The 21,237-nt window shown below is 55.0% G+C and carries 18 protein-coding genes; 2 read left to right on the top strand and 16 right to left on the bottom strand.

The window, feature by feature from the left end:
- Positions 1-25 precede the first annotated feature (25 nt).
- From BLT35_RS06860 to BLT35_RS06895, 8 genes are read right to left on the bottom strand one after another with little or no spacing between them, the layout of a single operon-like run.
- Positions 26-2,926: a VWA domain-containing protein gene (locus BLT35_RS06860; protein ID WP_074727365.1), complete on the bottom strand. Its 2,901-nt coding sequence runs from the start codon at positions 2,924-2,926 to the stop codon at positions 26-28.
- Complete coding sequence (locus BLT35_RS06865) at positions 2,907-4,886, bottom strand: vWA domain-containing protein (protein ID WP_074727366.1); 1,980 nt, start codon at positions 4,884-4,886, stop codon at positions 2,907-2,909. Before BLT35_RS06865 ends, BLT35_RS06860 begins: the two co-directional genes overlap by 20 nt.
- A 50-nt stretch (positions 4,887-4,936) precedes the next feature.
- Entirely contained in the window at positions 4,937-5,836 is a 900-nt protein-coding gene (locus tag BLT35_RS06870) for a DUF58 domain-containing protein (RefSeq protein WP_074727367.1), read from the bottom strand.
- Positions 5,833-6,822 carry an AAA family ATPase gene (locus tag BLT35_RS06875; protein WP_074727368.1) on the bottom strand — a complete coding sequence of 330 codons (990 nt, stop codon included), beginning with the start codon at positions 6,820-6,822 and terminating at the stop codon, positions 5,833-5,835. The genes BLT35_RS06870 and BLT35_RS06875 overlap by 4 nt, the downstream gene beginning before the upstream one ends.
- A 33-nt stretch (positions 6,823-6,855) precedes the next feature.
- Entirely contained in the window at positions 6,856-8,538 is a 1,683-nt protein-coding gene (locus tag BLT35_RS26185; protein ID WP_083351218.1) for a DUF8809 domain-containing protein, read from the bottom strand.
- Between the two features lie 12 nt (positions 8,539-8,550).
- The gene (locus tag BLT35_RS06885; protein WP_418007066.1) at positions 8,551-9,450 is read right to left on the bottom strand and encodes an ABC transporter permease; all 900 of its coding nucleotides are present in this window, start codon (positions 9,448-9,450) and stop codon (positions 8,551-8,553) included.
- Positions 9,447-10,376 carry an ABC transporter ATP-binding protein gene (locus BLT35_RS06890; protein WP_074727462.1) on the bottom strand — a complete coding sequence of 310 codons (930 nt, stop codon included), beginning with the start codon at positions 10,374-10,376 and terminating at the stop codon, positions 9,447-9,449. The genes BLT35_RS06885 and BLT35_RS06890 overlap by 4 nt, the downstream gene beginning before the upstream one ends.
- Before the next feature lie 8 nt (positions 10,377-10,384).
- Positions 10,385-12,787 (bottom strand): DUF8725 domain-containing protein, encoded by a 2,403-nt coding sequence (locus BLT35_RS06895; RefSeq protein WP_074727369.1) that lies wholly within the window; start codon positions 12,785-12,787, stop codon positions 10,385-10,387.
- A gap of 144 nt (positions 12,788-12,931) precedes the next feature.
- Here BLT35_RS06895 and BLT35_RS06900 point away from each other — a divergent pair, with 144 nt between their 5' ends.
- Positions 12,932-13,612, top strand: a complete 681-nt coding sequence (locus BLT35_RS06900) for an SMI1/KNR4 family protein (RefSeq protein WP_074727370.1) — start codon at positions 12,932-12,934, stop codon at positions 13,610-13,612.
- A gap of 271 nt (positions 13,613-13,883) precedes the next feature.
- A complete protein-coding gene (locus BLT35_RS06905) occupies positions 13,884-14,612 on the top strand; it encodes a YwmB family TATA-box binding protein (RefSeq protein WP_062410656.1) in 729 nt (242 codons plus the stop codon).
- 128 nt (positions 14,613-14,740) lie between these two features.
- On the opposite strand, the gene BLT35_RS06910 is transcribed toward BLT35_RS06905, so the two are convergent.
- The 8 genes from BLT35_RS06910 to fdhF form a co-directional block, all read right to left on the bottom strand.
- Positions 14,741-15,151 carry a hypothetical protein gene (locus BLT35_RS06910; protein WP_054817388.1) on the bottom strand — a complete coding sequence of 137 codons (411 nt, stop codon included), beginning with the start codon at positions 15,149-15,151 and terminating at the stop codon, positions 14,741-14,743.
- Between the two features lie 241 nt (positions 15,152-15,392).
- Positions 15,393-15,695, bottom strand: a complete 303-nt coding sequence (locus BLT35_RS06915; RefSeq protein ID WP_054817387.1) for a hypothetical protein — start codon at positions 15,693-15,695, stop codon at positions 15,393-15,395.
- An 85-nt stretch (positions 15,696-15,780) separates the two neighbouring features.
- Positions 15,781-16,368 (bottom strand): TetR-like C-terminal domain-containing protein, encoded by a 588-nt coding sequence (locus BLT35_RS06920; RefSeq protein ID WP_074727371.1) that lies wholly within the window; start codon positions 16,366-16,368, stop codon positions 15,781-15,783.
- Positions 16,369-16,404: 36 nt separating this feature from the next.
- Positions 16,405-17,106: an MBL fold metallo-hydrolase gene (locus BLT35_RS06925; protein WP_062410654.1), complete on the bottom strand. Its 702-nt coding sequence runs from the start codon at positions 17,104-17,106 to the stop codon at positions 16,405-16,407.
- Between the two features lie 121 nt (positions 17,107-17,227).
- Positions 17,228-17,371 carry a hypothetical protein gene (locus BLT35_RS26800; protein WP_160327408.1) on the bottom strand — a complete coding sequence of 48 codons (144 nt, stop codon included), beginning with the start codon at positions 17,369-17,371 and terminating at the stop codon, positions 17,228-17,230.
- Positions 17,372-17,418: 47 nt separating this feature from the next.
- Positions 17,419-17,646 (bottom strand): heavy-metal-associated domain-containing protein, encoded by a 228-nt coding sequence (locus tag BLT35_RS06930; protein WP_054817386.1) that lies wholly within the window; start codon positions 17,644-17,646, stop codon positions 17,419-17,421.
- Between the two features lie 25 nt (positions 17,647-17,671).
- Positions 17,672-18,154, bottom strand: a complete 483-nt coding sequence (locus tag BLT35_RS06935) for a helical membrane plugin domain-containing protein (protein WP_074727372.1) — start codon at positions 18,152-18,154, stop codon at positions 17,672-17,674.
- Positions 18,129-21,107 carry a formate dehydrogenase subunit alpha gene (gene fdhF / locus BLT35_RS06940; protein WP_074727373.1) on the bottom strand — a complete coding sequence of 993 codons (2,979 nt, stop codon included), beginning with the start codon at positions 21,105-21,107 and terminating at the stop codon, positions 18,129-18,131. Before fdhF ends, BLT35_RS06935 begins: the two co-directional genes overlap by 26 nt.
- Positions 21,108-21,237: the final 130 nt, after the last annotated feature.

Here is a 21,237-nt window from a genome sequence, read left to right on the forward strand (position 1 = left end):
GGTCTCTGCCGCTCCCTTAGGGTTTTTACCTTCGGCGGCGGTTCTTGGCCGCGAGCAGCCGGTTCATGGTTTCCGCGCTTTTGTCCGTCGTCTCTGAAACGGCGGGTTTAGAAACGGTCGTCCCTGGTTTGGACCGTTGTTCGGTCGAGGTCTGCTGCGGCACTTCAGCAGGCGCAGCCTCAGTTCCCCGCTCCAGCAGCGAGGAACTGTCCCTGGACCTGTCGGCAGCATCCTGAATCGCGTCTGCCCCACGATAGAATGCGCCGACATTGCGCTTGCGTTCCCGCAGCCGCTCCATCGCGGCTTCCGCATCAGGCGCCTTCGGCGCTGCGGTTCCGCGTCCGCGGCGCAGCAGCGCACCCGGCAGTGCGGCCAGACGCCCCCAAGGCAGCGACAGACGGCGTACGGCGATGTCGAGCACCCACAGGAGCACGGCCAAAGTCAGCAGCCAACGCGTCAGATCGTGCAGCTGCTTCTTCGCCGCGACATCCCCCTGGAACACTTCCTCGGGGCGTTCCATGCTGAGCATTCTGCCGCCGGTCATGTCGGCCAGCTGTTTCAGTTTGGCCGTCGGATCACCGGAGCCGATACGGTATTCCGGTGAGTAAGGCAGCACGAAGCCTGTAGTAAAGCTGCCTAAGGTGCGGTCCGGATCGCTCTCGTCCAATAAGTCAATCCTCGTCAGAAAGACGCCCGGCTTGGAGATATCCATGCCGGCCTCATATTCTCCCGGGGCGGTCGGCGTTACCTGCAGCGTTTTCGTTTGCAGCGCTTCATCGGTTACCGAGGCGCGAAGCCCGCCTTTGAATTCGGCATCCTGGCTTTTGATGCCAAGCTTCATTTCATTACCGTTCAGCCTTGTCGTCAGCTCCAGCGGCATATCCTGAAATTGGGGAAAGGTCCATTTTACGATTTGAGTGAACGTCTGTGCAAACGCATCCCACGCCACCCAGTCGCGTGACCATTTGCCGGTGACATCGCTTGTCCAGGCGACCGTACGGCCTGAGCCATACTGCCAGCGGGCAAGCAGCGGATCGGGCTCCGGACTGGTCAGCGCCACTTCTGCCGTCTGCTTAGCCGTTGTGGCTACGTAGGCGTTAATTTGCGGCACGCCCCGCCCGAATAAAGTCCCCCAATCCCCCGGCTGGCCTACCGCCGGCACAAAAGGCTGATCCACGATGTACGTCCGCGCCATGATCACCGCCTCCCGGCTGAAAATCGCGGGTATCGTGCTCTGATCGTTCGTGAAATAAAACCGTCCCTTGGCCTGCTTGGCAAGCGCCTCAAGCAGCGCCACATCCGCCCCGTCTCCTACGGCTACAGAGGATAGCGTCATGTTGTTTTGGACCATGTTTGCCGTAAGCTGGTCGTAGCTTTGATTCGTAGACGACTGACCGTCCGTCAGCAAAATGATATGCTTGCGCTGGGCGTCAACCTTAAGCAGCTGCTGATAGGCATCCTGCACGGCCGTATAAATTTCTGTGCCGCCTGCCGGCTGAATCGATTGAATCTGACTCAGCACTTTCTTCTTATCCGTCAGCTTCTGGGGCTCTACTACCCACCAAGGTGTGGAATCAAAGGCGACCACACCCACGCTGTCCTTCTCGCGCATCAGCTCGACCGTTCGCATGGCCGCTTCCTTGGCAAGCTCCAGTTTATCGCCATCCATACTGCCCGACCGGTCAATGACAAGAATGAGTCCCAGCGAAGGAATTTCCCGTTTTCCCTCCAGCTCCATCGATACGGGAAGGGCTCGCTCAATCGGCGTTTTGAAGTAGCCGCCCATACCGTAGCTGTCCTCGCCGCCGATCATCACCAGACCAATCCCGTGATCTTTGACCGCCTTCTCGATCATTTCCATCTGCATGCCGGACATCCGAGTAGCGGACACATTATTCAAAATCATGCTGTCATACCCGGTATAATCGGCTATCTCCAGCGGAAGCATCTCGGGCGCAATCGTTTCATAACCGATCAGGCCGGAAGCCATAACCGATTCCAGGTTGCCGGAGGAACCAGGCGTTCCTTCTACGATCAGCACCTTGGGAGGTCCGCTCACCCGGCTGAACGCGTAGCCGGCATTGTTCACCGCCTGCTCGTCACCCTCGAAATAAATCTCGGCCCGATACCGGTGAAAGCCCGGTTCTTTGGCCAAGCCCTGCAGAGCAAATCGGTTGTCGCCGCGTTCAACGGACACCGTCTGCCGTGTCAGCTCCCGGTTGTCTTCGTATACCCGGAGCTCTCCCGTTGCAGCAAAGGTACTGGAGAGCTGTATTTCCAAAGCATATTTTTCCGCCTGGTACAGGTTCTCCGGCAGCTTCACGTTTTCGATCGCGACATCCTTGCGTGCAGGTGCCGGAATGGGCAGCACATCGACGGCCACGCCTTTATTCTTCAACAGCTGCCCTTGGCGCAGCAGATCGCCGACATTCTCCTGTCCGTCCGTAATCAACACGATCCGCGGAGCAGCATCTTCCGGCATCAAGCCTGCCGCCAACTGCATCCCCTGCGCCATGTTTGAAAACTGCCGGTTCACTTCGCCGGAGAAGGAAAACTGCCACAAAGCCTGCAAAGAAAGGCTGCGTTCGACCACGGCATTGCCGCCGGCAGAGATGACGCCAATAAGATCCTGATCTTTTCTGGCCTCTGCGGACGTCTTCAACCACTGCTCATAGGACTGGCTTCCCGCAGGCATGCTGTCTGAACGGTCAACGATGTAAAATACGGCTTGCCGCTCCAATGTAACAAACCACTGCATGCCTGCCAGCGCTGTAAGCAGCAGCAAAAGGATGAGTGTACGCAGCCCGACCGCCAGCCGTTTTCGGTTGTCTTCCATGCGCAGCTTGGATCGCCAGGCCCAAACGGCAAAGCCCGCCAACGGAATGAGCAGCAGCAAAAACCAGGGCTCACGAAATTGAATTCCCACGATGGTACACCCCCCATTCCGCCAAAACGATCAACATAACCAAGCCGATAATCCATGGGAGCAGAGGATATGGCGACTCTCCTTCACGTTCTTCCGTCAGCGCCTGAGCTCCGCCCTGTTCGGTCGCAGGGGGGCTCGATGAAGCGCTGGTGAACGATAGTTCCCTACGTTCTCCGATGGCTGACTCTCCCGGATCGGCCGATACTTCCAAAAGCGTTTTCCGCTCGCTTCCGTCTTCTCCCTTTTCTACAAATTGATAAAGCCCCGGACGATTCGGGACACTCTGACGGCTTAGCACGGCTCCATCCGCCTGTTCGGCGGGGAGATAAGACTGCCCTGCAGCTTGTAATTCACCTGCAGCCGATCCTGCGAGCTCCATCGGCACCCAGTGGGCTGAGACGGTTTGGGCAACAATCGGGATGTCCGTTTTCTCACCCGCAATGACACGCCCCAAACTGGCGCTTTGGGCACTTCCCAGCCAATCGACCGCATTCTGCACCAGGATCGGAAATTCCGGACGCAGCGGCAGATCGGACTGCTGCAAATCAAAGGTAAACAGCAGCCTCGGACGGCCGTTCTCCATACCTGCGACGATCAACGGCTGTGAGCCGGCCGATACGACCGGCTGACCCCAGGCCGCTAGATCCTTCGGATCGATGGGCAGGAGCTTGGCGATATGCGTATCCTGAAAGCGGATATATTTGGTCACGGGATGCTCGCCGATCCGGTAATCGGCCTGAGGCGGACGGACCTCCTCCCCTTGGTAGCCGCTGCGAATGGACCAGAGCGGTTTCTCGCGGAACAGCCGCTGCCAAGCCTCTCCGGCAGCGGCGCCGCTCGCAAGCCGATCCGCAACGACCAGATCGAAATCGCCTTGGGGAGGTGCAGCCATCCCTGCGGCCTGCACCTTAATGACCTCGGCCCTTGCGAGTTGCAGCGCTTTTTCCAGAAACAAATTCCCTTCGGTCAGCAGCAGCACCCTGCGGTTGCGCTCACCGGACAAAAAAGCATAGGCTTGGTTATCCGCCGCATAATCATCTTCGGCATCCACCGACAGCTTGTAATATTCCGAGCTTCGTATATTGTCAAAATGGAGCGTCCTTTGTTCGCCAGGTTCAAGCTGAATCCGTACCGTTTCCGCGGCAGAAGTGCCGGCATACAGGGTGACGTCCGTATCCAGCTTCCCGCTCCCCGTGTTTTTCAAAGCGGCGACGCCGCTGACGGCGGAGCCTCCCGCCGCGTCTGCGCCGTTCCTCACGCCGAACTGTACGATGGCGACGTTGTTCGCCGGATTGGCTCCGACAGGCTCAACCCGAACGGGTACACGGAACGTTAACCCTTCCGTGCCTTCACTCCACACTGCATCGGTCAATACCCGAATTTCCGCGTCCGTATCGTCCTGAGTCAAAGCGGCCGCCAAAGACATCGTTTCCTTGTAAGCCGTTCTCCCGTAAAAAGGCTCTATACCCGCTATAGCAGCCAGAACCGTATCCGCCGTTGTTTCTCTTGAGACCAGCACCTCCGGCTGATTGCCCATGGAGATGACCGTAACGGCGCTGCCGTTCGCTCCACCCTTGACTACATCAGCCGCCTTGCGCTTGGCGAGCTCCAGTCTTGTCAGCTTCTCCTTCGAGTGCTCCGGATCCGGAGTGAGCGCATCCATGCTGGCCGAACGGTCCAGCACGAGCACGAGATGCCCTTTCGCACCGCTTTCGGCCCATATCCATGGCTGCATCAGCGCGAGCACCAGCAACGCCGCCGTGAGAAGCTGCAAAATCAGCAGCAGCTGATTGCGCAGCCGCTGCCAAGGGCGGTTCGCTTCGAGGCTGCGCAGCACCCTGTTCCACAGCAAATGGCTCGGCACCTCGGTATCGACATATTTGCGCTTAAGCAAATACATCAGAACGATAGCCGGCAGCGTCAAGCCAAACCATAAGCTGACAAGCGATTGAAATTGCATCTGGCGATCACCTCCGTTCGCGATTTGCTCTTTCCCGATGCTCCGAACCTTTACAGCAGCAGGCCGTGTTCCCGCAGCGAACGCAAAACGGCATCCGCTACCGGAACATCTGTCGTCGCAAGCACGTACGTCATGCCTCTCTCATGACAAAACTGCTTCAAGCCATGCGTATACTGCCGGATTGCAGCCTGATAAGCTTCGATGACCCTGGCGGTGACGGCCACCTCTTTGCCGGTTCCGGATTCACTGTCAATCAGCCTAAGATCGCCTGTCAGCGCCGGCCGCATTTCTTCTTCCGACAGCACCTGCACCACGACGACCTCTTGCCGGGCGGCCAGCAAATAGTTTAACGCCTCTTCAATACCGGATTCATATAAAAAATCGGAAAAAATCCATGTCATCCCCGGCTGCCTGGGTATGGCTCCGGGCTTCATCACGGCATCGGCTATATCCCCTCCCGATTCCGCTTCCGCCTCCGACAAAAAACGGAACAGCCGATGTACGGAGCCCTTGCCTCTCAGCATCGGGAGCTCTCGCACAATCCGGTCGCTAAACAGGCGGGCGCTAACCCGGTCATAGCCGGACAACGCCATATAACCGATACAAGCAGCAAGCTGCCGGGCGTACATCAGCTTGTTTCCCGCAGCTTCTTCCAGCGGGAAGCCCATCGAACGAGTGACATCGATATACAAGTTCACCTGAAGCTCCTGTTCATCCATGAACTGCTTGATGAACGGCTTTCCCGTACGGGCGTATGCACCCCAATCGAAACGGCGGATGTCATCGCCCGGCGCGTACATGCGATAGTCGGCGAACTCCAGCGAAGCGCCCAGCTGCTTCGACCGCCGTTTGCCCTGCATCGTACCGCGGGTGCGCCGCTTGGCCACAAGCGACATCTGCTCCAGCCGCAGCAACAGCTTCGGATCCAGCCCTAAATCCGACGCGCTCATTTCCGCTTCTCCACTGCGGCTAAGCTATCCTCAATCACCGCATCGGTTCCCACACCCATCGCCTGACCTTCAAAGTTCAGGAAGATCCGATGGCGGAGCGCCGGCAGAGCCACCTTCTGGATGTCGTTCACCGATACGTGCAGCCTTCCGGCCGTCAGCGCCCTCACCTTGGCTGCGGAAATGATCGACTGCAGACCGCGCGGGCCCGAGCCGAACCGTACATATTTTTTCACCGAGTCCGGCACCCCCTGCTCTCCGGGATGCGTCATCATCGTCAGTTGTACAGCGTAATCCAGCACCTCTTCAGCCAGCAGGATTTCTTTGACCCCCTGCTGTATGGCCGACAAGGCCGCGGCATCCGCCGTTTTCTCCGCCGTCGCTTCATGCGAAGCCGTTGTCCGCCGGACAATCTCCTTCAGCTCGTCCCGGCTGGGGTATGATACGTTGATTTTTAACAAAAACCGGTCGAGCTGCGCCTCCGGCAGAGGATACGTCCCCTCGTTCTCCAGCGGGTTCTGCGTTGCAAGCACGAAAAACGGATTTGGCAGCCGATGCGTCTCCGCCCCGACTGTCACCGTCTTCTCCTGCATCGCTTCCAGCAGCGCGCTTTGCGTCTTCGGCGTCGCCCTGTTGATCTCATCGGCCAGGACGAGATTGCCGAAAATCGGACCCGGCTGAAATTGGTAAGACGTTTCACCTTTCAAACCGAACTGGATTACGTTTGTTCCTGTGATGTCGGCCGGCATCAGGTCGGGGGTAAACTGGATGCGCGAGAAGCTCATATCGAGCGTATCGGCAATCGTTCGCACCAGCATCGTTTTGCCGAGTCCCGGTATCCCTTCAAGCAATGCGTGTCCCCCTGCAAAAATACACCACAACAGCTGCTCCACTACATCCTGCTGCCCGACGATCACCCGGCCGATCTGTTCCTTGACCGCAGTGATCGTCGCCCCCCACGCTTCGACTTGCTCTCTTGTTTCTATCATGAACGGTTCCTCCTCGTGCCGATTTGACATCCGTCAAGGGTTCGGCTGAATCTCCGTAAAATAATCCCGCACCAGATTTTGCATGTTCTGAGGCAGCGGGTGACGATCCAATGCGCTCTTGGCTTCCCTTTCGTATTCGGAAAACACTTCCTCGTACGGTCTGGACGTTCCGTCGATCATCGGGGATGTACCGCCTTTCTGCAGCTCGCCTCCGCCACCCGTTATCGGGCCTTGGTCGGACTGTATGTTGCCCGAGCCCTCAAAAACGCGCGGCGTTGCCACCAGATTGCGGTGCCCGCTGCCGAAACCGCCCTTCAGCCCGCCCGTTCCGGCTCCTGCACCTGCTCCTGTACCGGCTCCTGTACCGGCTCCGGTGCCCGCACCTGCTCCCGCACCTGCTCCCGCGCCCGCGCCAGCTCCCGGCTGCGTCCCGGCCCCCGGCTGCGTCCCGCCCGGGCTGGCGGCGCCGCTGGCAGCGGCCAGCGCATTCGCGAGGCCGCCCGGCAGCCATGCCGATGGCAATGCTGCGCCTTGGCCCGCAAGCTGCCCGGCCATCGGCAGGCCGAGCTGCGCGATGCCGGCTGCCTGCTGCGCCGAAGCCGCATGCTGCGCGGCATTTTGCTGCAGCTGCTTCAGCGCCTCGGAGAGCTGCTGCTCAAGCTGCTTCAGCTGCTCTTCCAGCTGCTTCGGGTCCACAGCAGCGCCTTCAGCGGACGCTTTCGCATTAGCCTTCAGCTCGGCAGCCGCACGCTCCATCGTCTCCCGCAGCTGCTTTTCCTTCTCCGCATCCGGATTGGACGCCGAAGCCGCCAGCTTCTCGAGCAGCTCCGCGAGCGCTTGCTTCTGTTCGGGCGTGAGCTTCAGCATCTGGCTCCGCAGCTGCTCCATACCTTTTTGAAGAGCATTCTCATCCATCTGCCGCAGGCTCTCGCCAACATCCTTCAGCATGGGCTCCTGCTTCAAACGCTCTGCCCATTGTTCAGCCTTCACCTGCTTCTTTTCGAGCTCCTTCGCTTCTCCGTCCAATTCCTTCATCGCCTTCTCCATCTCATCCAGCGCTTCCGTCGCGGTCTTGCTTTGCTCCAAGCCTTCCTCCAGCCGGTTCAGGCTGTCCTCCAGCGTTTTTTTGCCTTCCGGAGTCAGCTCCTCCGGGATATCCGCCTTCAGCTCTTCAACCTTTTGCTGCTGTTCGTCTATCCATTGGGCTTCCTCCTGTCTTTGAGCTACAACATGGTCCATCGGACTGGGCAGGGCAACCGCAATAACCATCACAGCCACGCTGGCCGCCGCGATCCACAGCCTTTTCCGAAGCAGTGGACTGAGTTCCCATTTGGGCATTTGCGCCGCATACGCCTCTGCGTAACGAATCGCGCCTTCGCGCTGCATCCGTGCGATGGGCGTATCTTCACGCAAATATTCCAGCGCGGTTCGGACCGTATCGTCCCCGCCCGAGGCATCCACCGTCCCGGCGGCGGTCTCCGGCGTCACTCTGCGCAGCAGGAGCACGTAAAGGGCGCCTGCCATCATCCCTGCCGGTACAAGAGCGGCCGCGGTCACCCGGTAATAGGCTACAGGCAGCATCCAGGCGGCTGCCGTCAGCAGCAGGCCCGCCGCGGCGCCGACCACCGCCCCGAGCAAGCCCGTCTCGATCGTACGCAGCCACTGCAAACGAAGCCGTACAGGCTTCAGCAGCTCCAACAAACGCCTTCCGTCCATCCTGCCGCCTCCTTATTTTCTTCGTTTCTTGAGCACCGGACGAATGTACCGGATGCTGATCAAGACCGCTGCTACCGCCAGCACGGCATAAACCGCCACAAACTCCTGCCACAGCTCAATCGGAGGGGCTTGATTCATCACGGAGCTGTTGTTATTCCACGTACGAAACGCCTCTCTTGAAATATCCGGCTCAAACAGGCTCAACAGCGCCGCCACCGGATTTAACCCAAGCACGTAGCCGATCCAGGAGTAAGTGGCAGTGCTGCTTTGATAAATCTGCCTCATCAAGCCTTGAAGAAACAGGAATAGCAGCCCCGTTGCCCCGAAAATGAACATCGTGAAGCCATACGTCACGATAACCGATACCATCGTCCGTTTGACCAGTGTCGAGAACATCACACCGAACGCCCCGAGTACGAACATGGTAAACACGTAAAACAAAAAGACAAGTACAAGCTGCTTCGGCGAGATGCCTCCAAACAAGAAGACGATGCTGTACACCGGCAGCGTCGCCAGAATGACAAGCAGCATAAAACTTAACGAGGAGACCAGCTTGCTTAAAATGATCGTAGCCGAGCTTTGCTGCGTGGTGAGCAGAATGCTCAGCGTTTGCTTTTCCCTTTCTCCGCTGACCACGCCCGCCGTCAAGCCCGGTGTCATGAAAGCGATGAGGACGAGCTGCGCCACGCTCAATACATAGAACATTTCACGGCTCTGATTCGGGTTGAAGCCGACCGGACCACCACGAAACCCGCCTATGTTCAAATAAATGAAGCCCAGCGCTATAAGCCCGATCGTAAGCAGGTAGAACATGAGCGCCAGCGGCGAACGGAACGTTCTCATCCGCAAGCGAAACTCCTTATCCAGCACGGGGTTGATCAGCTTGCTGCGCCAAGACATGCGATCCATCATGCCGAGTCCCCTCCTTTGGTGATTTCCAGGAATACATCCTCCAGATTCGTCTGCGCCTCGCTAAAGGATACGATCCGAAACCCTTTGGCTATCAAAGCGCCGAGGAGTTCCGCCTGTTCTTCATCCTGACCGCCGAAATGCGCGTGCACGCCTTGTTCATCCTCCAGCACCATCGAGACATGCGGCTGGTCGCGCAAAAATTCCGCGGCGTCCTTTTCTCCCTCCATGAGCCGGATATGCAGCGTCCGATTGGTTCGCATCCGGTTCTGGATGTCCTGTACCTTGCCCTTGGCGATCAGTTCGCCATGCTCGATGACGCCAATCTCGTCAACCATCTCCGCAAGCTCCGGCAAAATGTGCGAGGAGATCATGATCGTTTTGCCCATCGATTTCAGCTCTTTTAAAATTTCCCGCATCTCAATACGGGCCCGGGGATCCAGCCCCGATGCCGGTTCGTCGAGGATCAGCAGCTCGGGATCATGGACAAGACACCGCGCCAGACACAGCCTCTGTTTCATTCCTCTGGATAACGAGTCGACGTAAAAGTCGGCTTTGTCCGTCAGATTGACAAGCTCGAGCAGCTGCGGAATCATTTTTTCCCGCTCCGCCCGGGGAATCCCGTAGCTCGCACCGTAAAAATGCAAATACTCGGTCGTCTTGAAATGATCGTACACGCCGAAGAAATCCGGCATATAACCAATCAGCTTGCGTACTTCCTGCGGGTGCCGCGTAACCTCGTAACCCCCAACCTTCGCCGTCCCGGAGGTCGGTGCAAGCAGCGTCGCGAGGATCGACATCGTCGTCGATTTGCCCGCGCCGTTTGGTCCGACAAACCCAAAAACCGTTCCTTTGGCAATCGACATGCTCATCGATTTCAGCGCTGTGAAGCTGCCGTAGGTTTTGGTTAAGTTCTCAATTTCGATCATAGGCGTGGTCATCGTTTCACCGTTCCTTCCAAAGACACTTGCGGATAACGGAAGCTCAGATCCTGCGTCACCGTAGCCTTCAGCCTAATCGTCCGGCCTCCGATCAGCATATCGTTCTGCCGGCCGTCCTGCAGCACGAACACCGAACGCAAATCAAGCGGATCCCAATCCTTCCTGGCCTCGTTCCATATTTGCAGCGATAAATAAGGCGGCAAGCCTCCGGCGCTCTGAATGCGAAGCGTATCGTACTGTGCCCCCGGAATGACCGGGAGGTTATATTCGAACGTGAAATCGCCGCTGCCGGCAAACATGTTGCCGTCCGGCTCGCGATGCATCTGCTGCAGATTGTTCTGTACAATGGACGGACTCAAATATCCGTAAGGGATGGAGATCTTGTCTCCCTGCACCACTTGAAGCTTCACTTCCTGCACCCACATGTTCAGTTGGTCGGATTGCGCCTTCCGGCCGTTGACCTGATACAACGATTCGTTATCCTTGCTCCAACCGATGATCATAGTTTCACCGCCTGCACCGGTGTTCCACAGCCTGTTCATGTAGGCATTGACCATTTGCCGCTCCCGGTTGAATACATCCGGCCCTCCGGTATGGTTATATGGAAACATCAACTGGCCGAAATCGATATAGCCTTGCGGTATCGTATTGATGCTGCCGCCGATCGTTTTTTTCTCTCCCGCCTTCAAATCGCCGACGGCAAACAGCTGGCGGTTATAGATCAAGCTGACGTTCGTTAAGTCCGACTTGGTTTGGTTCGTCACTTCGCCTTTGATTCCGTTTTGGTCAATGCTCGCCGCCACATCAAATTGGCCAAGAGGCTCGCTTTCCGCATGCTCCACCTGAGCTTTGCGGACGGACCAGTAAGGCACATCCGTCCACACAAGACGTGCAGCTTCATCCATGTACAAATATTGATCGGTTGCCCCGGCCAGTTCGCCATTCTGATTCATCGATCCGCGGTTTTCACTGAACGATACCACTTTAGCCGATTTCGGCAGCTGAAGCTCATAGGTTCCGCCGCTTGGAACGAATACCGCCGTTGCCGCACTTCGCGTGCCTTGGCCATTCCCGCTGAGCTCCAGCGTATTCAGCGTGTGAGTCATTACGGAGCTTTTGTCCGAGGCGCCTACGCTAAATATACCGATACTGGAGATGATGGAAAGGACGGGAATGATGACCCAGGCCCATTCGCGTTTATCCAATCGTTTCAGCAATAAATATAACAATGGCGCCGCTATCAGGACGTACACCAGAAACAGCGTCAGCAATAAAAAGAAGGATGGCATCCTCATCGACGGGAAAAAATCGAGAATATACTGCAGGTCCCAGTACCGGTTCATGATATTGGTCTGGAATCCGTTCTTAGCCGCGGAGGTAACCAGGTGGGGTTGAAGCACCTGCTCCCACAGCTTCGGATTGCCCGTCCATGATGCCAGCGGCTGCAAGGATAAATCGTATCCTGCGTACCAGACCCGGCCTTTTTCCACCTCTTTGCTCACAAGCAGCGGAACCTGTCCTTCCTGCGCAAGCACATTCCCGGACTTCACCGCAGCGGAGGACACCGTAAACGGCTCCGTCAGGGTCAGCTCTTTGGCCGCCAAGTTCTCCAGAGAGCCCAGCTTGCTTAAAGAGATCGTGCCTTGGTAAGTGACTGGAGACAGGCTTTCGAATGCTTTGGCCGTCTTGGCATATCCCGCGCCGCCGGCCAGAATCAAGCTTCCCCCTCTGGCCACCCAGCCGTTAATCGCCTGTACCTGCTCCGGACTGAGCTGGTCGGTAGCTATATCATTAATCGCAATCGCATCCAGACCGTCGAGCATCATGGTTTCCGCGGGAAAGTCCGCCACATTCAAGCGGGATACACTCACGTCATAGCCCTGCGTATTCAATAGAGACAAAAAATTCAGCGTATCGGGATCGCGTGCCAGCACCCCTACCTGGGTAGAACGCACGCTTACCGTTTCAATATAATTGCTGCCTTTTGAGATCGGCACTAATGTCCCGCCTTCTACCGGACCCTGATAGAGCTTCACGACATTATTGCGGCTGTTCAGGGTCATGCCCGGCAGCGCCATCCATACGGTTTTCGTGCTCTGCCTGGGCAGCTCGACGTGCTTCACGTAGGTGATATCCTTGCCTCCCGTCTGACTTGCCACTTGTACGACCAAATCACCGCTTATATCCTCATGTGGACTGGTCAGCGTGAATTTGACAGGAAACCATCGGCCTTCCTTCATTTTTCCGTCGATGCCCGTCTGAATTTGCAGTTCGACTCCGGAAGCAGCCGGCGCTGCGCCAACCGTTCCTGCCATGATTTGAAAGGTCATGCAAAGCGCAAGCAGCAGGAGCAGCAGCCGACGGACCCCCTTTATTCTCTCTGATCGTAACCCTTCCATTGCGATCCTCCTAAGCATCGTATTATCCGCATAAATCCTATGACGAGAAAGCTCATTTAAAAGTTGCTGCTATAAAGAAAAGTTTGGAATGAAACTGGAAATCCCTCCTTTTTTTCAATACTATTAATTTGGAGGAGTGAAGCCATGAGTATGAGATACCTGTTTCATATACTGATGAGTATACGGGACGGAAACCCTTCAACCGCTAAAGACTATCGCATGCCGGAAGAGCAGTTTCGCGCTGACGTCGAGTCCAAGCTCGGCAGGAGGCTTCCGGAATCGATGCGCAGCGTGCTTAGCGGTTTCTCGAAACAGGTGAGGTTTCATTGGTTTTTAGACGAGTCGGAGCGTCTTGTCCTGCGAAAAAATGCCCGGACTTATCAAAGCGACAACGAAAACGTGCCTGAATTCAAGGAAAGGTCCATCTACAGCGGCGGTTATTTGGACTGCGGGCTGTGGGATCTGGATCAACTGACGGCTTTGGAGCAGCTCAGGGAGGATCTGGACTACCTTGACGAGAACGGCTGCAGAACCCATTGGGCCGACTCCCTGCTGTTTTGCAGCCACGGAAACGGAAGCTATTTTGGCATTGATCAAACGAGCGGAGAGGTCATTTATTTGTCCATGGACGGGATCATGCACGGCTGGCGGCTAGGTTATGATTTCGCGTCTTTTATGCATCATTGGATTCATGTCGGCTGTGCCGGTCATTGGGGGCAAGATTTCATGCTGTTCTCTTCCGCTAACGCACCGTATATCGATCACACCAGCGATCATGCTCTGCTCGTGAAGCAGTGGCTCGGGATACAGCACTTCGGGTCCTAGATTATTTGCCGCAATCATGACAAAAAAGGGGATGGCGGATGTCCCTGATCTGTGGAGCAGACTGTGGATCTCAAATAAGGAGGAATAGCCGTGAAACAACCGAAAATACTAGACGGTATGCCGACTATGGAAGAGGTAAGGAACATCATGGGTACGTCACGTTAAACGGCAAGAGGAAGGACGATTCTCGTAATCTATCAATCGATGTTTAAAGATTGCCAGATTGGGTCATCCTTAGAGTATGTCAAGTATTCACGGGAGGTCCGGTATCATGAAATCCAGATGGTTTTTTATAGGGATGATCATAGCTGCACTATTGATTTGGAAGGGATTCGATGTCAGCGCCAATGCGAAATCTGACGCTCAGCGGCTGCTATCGTTATCCGACCGGGTCATGGAAGGTAATAAAAAGGTGCTTATCAAACAATTCAGCCCTTATTCCACGTTCATAAATAAAGAGGATTTTGCCGAGACAGCCGCGGAATTAAGCACGGTATTCGGTCTGCCTGTCAATCATCAGCTTGCGCATGAGGCCGATCATCTGGCATACAAAACGACGAAGACACTGCATGACGTAGTGCTTTCCTTGCTTTATACGGGCACCCTGCAGGACCGGTCAGCGTACCTTGTCCTCAGCCTGGAAACGGATAGCGAAACAGGGTTGGCGCACATTTTGGAGCTGCAGCAAGAGCTTGAGCAAAAAATGGCTTCCTTGAACATGCCGGTCCAGTGGAATGTGATGGTTCAAGGGGAGCTGCGGGGAAAACATGCGGCTGCAGGCGAATTTCTGCAGCGGCTGCCGCAGCTGTTGAATGCGGCAGAAGTAGAACGCTATACGGACAACGGGACGGTCAGCGTCTCTTATTTTTCTCGCGATCTTAAGGCCCGACTGCTTACGGGAGAACGGCAAATGAACCTTCAGGCAGCCGTCCATGAACATTCCGACACGGGCAAACAGAGAGTCACCTTGGGCGTTCCGGTCATCACCATGGAATATTGAGTGAAGCGGCTGAATCCATGCACTCGGCGGATGCTGGATTGAAAATCGGCTTGGCAGCGCAGTCGTCAGGCAGCGGAGCCGCATAAAAAAAACGTCCCCTTGACGGGGACGGTCAGCCGTGAGCGGTTCTATTGCTGTGAATTCGATGAATTGGACGACCTCGAAAGGAGGTCCATCGACCAGTCGATCATCCCGTTCATCATCGTTAAGATGAGATTGACGGCATCTTCGTCGCTCATCGGCTTAGTGGAGGATTGCTGGGCAATATAATTGTTCATCTTGTTCTCCAATTGGCTCGTTAAATCTTTGAGCTTGCTGAAATCGTTGGCCAGATCGGAGATGCTATTGCCATTGGAACCCCCGGAACTGGCGGAGCTTCCGCCGCTATCCTGTGAATCTTGGTTAGAAGCTTGTTGTCCTTGATTTTTTTTCGCCTGCTGTTTCAATAATGCCTTGATTTGCTCCAGTTCTTCCGTCAAATACTGGTTTTGTTCGGCTAATTGATCCATCTGGCCTTTCAGTTCGCGGTTACTGATCATCGTCTGACTCCTAACATACTGGATGATGTTTATAACGTAACCAAAATATTAAGTATTATCCGTTTCCGGTGTTCTGCCGGTGGCGGATTTGCCCGCCTTATCCCCATACGCCGCAAAAAAAGGCGCAAAAAAAAAGAAAAGCTTCTTGTAGAAGCCTTTCGGGCAAGAACCATTCGGTCCACAGAAAGCTTGGCCGCAAAAACGTAATCGGCCACCCGACAGCGTCTGAAGGCCGGAGCCTTTAGACACGCTGGCGGAGGTTCATGATGTTTATGACGGATACGATGCTCCCGCCGATCCGGGTCACGAAGCCGACAATCGGAATCCAGCTGACCAGTGAAAGCACGACATTAATGATGGTCATCACGAGGGTTCCATTAGAGGTCAATAACGCAATGATCAAGTTAACGACCGCCAGCGGAACGACCCAAGTACCCGACCAGGCGTATGCCAAAGGAATCATACCGATCAAATAACCGGCAGCAATTCCGATCTCGGATATCAACTGTATAAGGTTTAACAATCTAGCCGTTTGCGGATTCATTAAACTCACCCTTCCTATTTTACCCTGCAGATACATCCATATTATACAATTTCTGCACCTAGCCCGCTACAAAGGAAACGAAAACTCATCCGAATGTTTTCCCGCCCGGTTTCATTTTATGGATTCCGGCCAAAAAGGTATCGAGCAAAAAACGAAGGCTCACATGGAGGTCGAGCGGGAGTCCGAAGCCTCCACGCTGCTCAAGCGAGGCGAAGCCGTGGAGAATACTGCGCAAGCCTCGTACAGCGTGAAGCGCCGCTTCCCCCTCCAGATCGTAAGCCCTCAGCACGCGTACGACCAGATCCACGATTTCCGCTCCCGCCTTTTGGACGTCAGGGTCCTGCGGCTCGGGCGCGCGAAGGGTCGCTTCATACAATCCGGGATGGGTTTTGGCAAAAGCTACATAAGCTTCACCGAGCGCTCGCACCGCCTCATCTCCTGCGCGTCCTACCGCAGCGCGCGTCAATACGATGCGGAGCTGCTCGAGGCCATGGATCGCGAGCTTTTTGCGCAAGTCGTGAAGCCCGTTCACATGATTGTAGAGCGACGGGGGGCGAATCTTTAATTTGCCGGCAAGCGAGGCCAGAGTCACTTCATCGACGCCTTGCGTATCGGCCATTTCTGCAGCGGCTTGTATAATGGTTGGCAAGTCGAGGCCGATTCTTGGGGACATACCATTTGCTCCTTTACTAGAACGATTGATGATGCTTCAGATTCCGCCTGCTTCAGCAATAACGCGATCCATAGCGGCTTCGGGCTCCCTCAGCATGCGTCCGTGACCCACCGCAAGCAGCGAAGGACGGTAGTCCCTCAGCTTGAGTACGCTCTCTAGCGCCGCCTGCTTATTCCATGTAGCCCAGGCAGGAAAAGGGAACCATGGCCGAAGCTGTCCGGCTGCCGCAATACCGCCCCTGGTCTGCAAGGCATCGCCGGCGATGAGCGCATGCGTGCGCGTATCGAGAAAAGCCATCGAGCCCGGCGTATGCCCCGGCGCCGCTACAGCAAGCAGTGAACCGATCCGGTCTCCTTCCTGAAGACGAACGTCCTCCCTCGTCCGAACTTTACCCGAGATGCCGCCGCGAATTGGGGTATCCGGCTCGCCGGGCTCCAACGTGCGGTCTCCGGCAAGCAGCCGCGCATCCCTTGCGGAAATATGCACGGGAACATCGGGAAGCACTTGTTTGAGCGCGTCGAGAGCGCCTACGTGATCATCATGCGCATGGGTCAATACGATCCGGGTGATCGGCTTGCCGATCTGAGCGGCCGCCTGCATAATTCCCTTTGAGCTGTAAGGCAGTGCGGCATCCACCAGCGTCAAACCGTCATCTTCCTCCACCAAATAACAGTTCACGGGGAAAATGCGGGACAAAAACGTCAATTGGTATAAGCTATTTTCCCGAATGATTCTCATGGAACCATCTCCTTGTCACAAAAACTAATGATATTAGTTTTAATATAACTAACATTATTAGTTTATGCAAGTGCAAAAAGGACTGCCTCACGCTTGAGCAGCCCTTTTCCTTATCACTGCGCTATTTTTCCTCATCCTGCAGCCCGGATAGGTCAGGCGGCTGCCGATCCGTCACACAATTTGCACAAACGTGGAGATGATCGTTTGGAGCAATCCACTCCCCGGAATCTTCGATACTTCCGCAAACTTCACAGATGATGGGCATACGTCATTTCCTCCTGCCATATTTCGGGTACGTCAATCATGCAAATGTTATTCCGCAACGCCATCCTCCGTCTTGATTTCATACCCCAATTCATGAACGGCCTGCTCGAAATCACGAAAGGAGGCAGCCGTCTCGTCATAGGTAAATGTAGCCTTTTTTTTACTTAAGCTGACCTCCACGCTGTCGACACCCCAAACCTCATGCAGGGCGCGTCGGACTTTATTGACATCCTCCTGGTCATCCATACCTTGAATGACTACCGTTTTTGTAATCATGTCTGCTGCACCCCGTTCATCACCGTTACTGAGATTCCTTCAGCCCTTTGCCCATCCCCTGCAAAAATTTCGTCATCATGGATAGCGATGCGCCGGCTTCGGGTTCGCGCAATGTTTTGATGATCTCCCATAATCCCTGCTTCTTGGTTGGCGAATCGTCGGCGGCATATTCTACGCCGGCGGACAAGCCGTGAAAAATCGTTTGAAGCTTGTCCGGATCCAATCGGCTCAAAAATTGAACGGCCCCTATCGCATTCTTTATGATTCGATGAGCACCGGGTTTATTCAACTGATGGATCCCGATGGAAGCGATTTGTTCGCTGTTTTTCAATATTCCCTGAATCGCATCCAGCACGCCCAGCCGGTCCAGTTCCTGGAGGATATCCAGCAATTTGACCAGCGGCTCGGGAGAGCCCGCGGCAGCTTGTACGATGTGCCGAACCGCTTGTGCCTCTTTCTCCGCCTGATCGGGTATGTGCTTTTCAATGTTGGTAATCGCCTTCGCCACGGCTGTCCCCCCCGTCAATGATCTCCGGAATCGGCGTATAGTCGGAACGCTTCCACTTTTCCTCTATCTTTACGCCGAGCTGCGGTACACGATGCCCAAAACGATGGTTCACGGGCGGAAGCGGCCGCTTCCCCTTCGGTTCCAATACTTCCATCTTCACTCCCATTTCTTTGAAATTCGGCGTGTGCGTAATCCGGTCGTGATAGCTGCTCGTCAAACGATTCACCGCAGACAGGTCTTCCGCCGAATTCATCGTCATATACAATTCATTGCCTTTCACCCGGTCCGTCACCTCCACCCGCACCTCCACTTTGCCATAGGGCGAGGTAAGACGAACCAATGCGCCATGATCAATGCCGCGTTCTTTAGCCAGTTCAGGCGATACCTCCACCCATTCGCTAGGCACCTTATGCGATATCCCTTTGGATTTGTAGGTCATGTTTCCTTCATGGAAATGCTCGAGCAATCGGCCGTTGTTCAAATGCAAATCGAATTCCTCTCCAGCTTCATACGGCGGTGTCCATTCCACCGGGAACAATCTGGCCTTTCCGTCGGGAAACGCGAACTTCTCCGTGTATAACAGAGGTGTATCCGTTCCGTCGGCCGCGACGGGCCATACCAGGCTCTTCCAGTCTTCCAGCCGTTCATAACTGACCCCTGCAAAAACAGGCGCGAGGCTTGCCGCCTCATCCATCAGCTCGGACGGATGCTTGTAGTTCCAATTAGCCCCAAGACGGTTAGCCATCTCTTGAATGATTTCCCAATCGGGCTTGGAATCGCCAAGAGGCTCGAACACCTTGTAAAAGCGCTGAATCCTTCTTTCCGTGTTGGTGAATGTCCCGTCCTTTTCAAGACTTGGCGCCGCGGGAAGCACCACATCGGCAAACTGGGCGGTTTTGGAAAAGAAAATATCCTGAACCACGAAAAATTCCAGCTTTTCGAATGCGGCCTGCACGTGATTCGAGTTGGAATCGACAAGCGCCATATCTTCCCCGAACAAATACAAGGCCTTCAGCTTGCCGTCATGAATCCCTTCGACCATCTGGTGGTTGTTCATACCCGGTTTTTCCGGAAGCTTCACGCCCCATGCCCGCTCATACCGGGCCCGGACGGTGTCGTTTTGTACAGCCTCATAGCCCGGAAACCATGCCGGCATCGTCCCGAAATCACAAGCCCCCTGAACATTGTTATGTCCCCGCAGAGGATAGGCCCCTGTACCTGGGCGCCCATAATTTCCTGTAATTAGCAGCAGGTTGGATATCGCCGTGCTGGTATCCGTCGCCCCCATATGCTGGGTAATCCCCATGGCCCATAAAATACACGTCGCTTTGGACTCATGAATCATGGTTGCGATTCGAACGATCTCGTCTTTGGTTAGTCCGGTTTGCTCTTCTGCATAATCCAGCGTGTATAGGTCCAGGGATTTTATGTATTCCTCGAAACCGTTCACCCGTTGGTTGAGGAATTCTTTATCTTCCCATCCTTGCTCCAGAATGTACCTGGTCACAGCAGACAGCCAAATTAAATCGCTGCCCGGTTTGGGGCGAAGAAAAAGGTCCGCTCTCTCCCCCAATTCATGCTTTCTAAGATCGACGACCACCAATTTCTGGCCGTGGAGCTTATGAGCCCGTTTGACCCGCGTAGCCAGTACAGGATGAGATTCCGCCGGGTTCGCTCCGACCACCAACACCAATTCCGCACTGGCAATATCCACAATGGTTCCGGAATCGCCGCCGATTCCCACTGTACGCATCAGCCCCGCCGTAGCCGGAGACTGACAATAACGCGAGCAGTTATCTACGTTGTTCGTTCCCATCACAGCCCGGGCAAACTTTTGAAAGATGAAATTCTCCTCATTGCTGCATTTCGAGGAAGCAATATAGCCGATCGAATCGGGGCCATACGTTTCCTTCATTTCTTTCATTTTGCCGGCAATCAAGGTCAGAGCCTCATCCCATGTCGCCTCGACAAACGTATCCCCTTTGCGAATTAACGGCTTCGTTAATCTCTCTTCGCTGTTGACAAAATCCCAGCCGAACTTGCCTTTGATGCATGTCGAAATTCCGTTGACCGGGGCTTCCGCCTGCGGCTCGATTTTGAGAATTTTCCGGTCTTTGGTCCACACTTCAAAGCTGCACCCGACCCCGCAATAGGTACAAACGGTCTTGGTCCGCTTGATGCGGGATGTCCTCATCGCCGCTTCGACTTCCGAGATGGCAAAGATCTCCTGATACCCCGGTTCCACATTTTTGGTCAAATCAATCATCGGCAAAAGGAGAGTATTCGGGAGCCCCGTCAAATACCCCGCTTCACCCAGCATGGATTTTTCCATTAACGCATTGCACGGGCATACGGTTACGCAGTGTCCGCACGACACACAGGAGGACTGATCGATAGGAACCCCGTTATCCCACAGGACCCGCGGTTTTTCCAGACTCCAGTCAATCGTTAACGTTTCATTCACTTGCAGATCCTGGCACGCTTCAACGCACCGGCCGCAAAGGATGCATTGATCCGGCTCATAGCGATAAAAAGGGTGCGAGTTGTCCGGAGGGTAAGGTTTCGGCGAAAATTCGTATTTTTGATGCTCGACCTGCAAATATTCCGCCGTATTATGTACGGTGCAGTTCCCGTTGTTATTGTCACAAACGGTACAGTACAGCTCATGATTTTCCAAAATCCGCTGCATGGCCTCCATTTGGGCGTCCTTGGCCCGCTTGGACTTGCTGTAGACCTTTAACCCGGGTACAGCCGGAGTGGCACAGGCCCGTTTTAATTCACCGTCTACTTCCACCATACACGTATCGCACGATTGAATCGCACCCAAGTTGGGATGATAACAGACGTGCGGGATGTAATCCTCGTTCGCTTTGGCTACCTCCAAAATCGTTTGATTCGGGGTACAGGTATATTCCTGGTCATTAATCCGAATAGCAAATGTCGGGTCCTTCATATACACACCACCTCTTATAGCTCTCCTATTGCCCATATGGTTTCCGAATTATAGAAAATCTAAACTCCATTTCAAAAAGAACAGGGGGCTGTAGTATAATAGACAGAAAACCACTGTGGTATGACGGAGG

Source organism: Paenibacillus naphthalenovorans, from assembly GCF_900099895.1.
Taxonomy (GTDB): Bacteria; Bacillota; Bacilli; order Paenibacillales; family NBRC-103111; genus Paenibacillus_G; species Paenibacillus_G naphthalenovorans.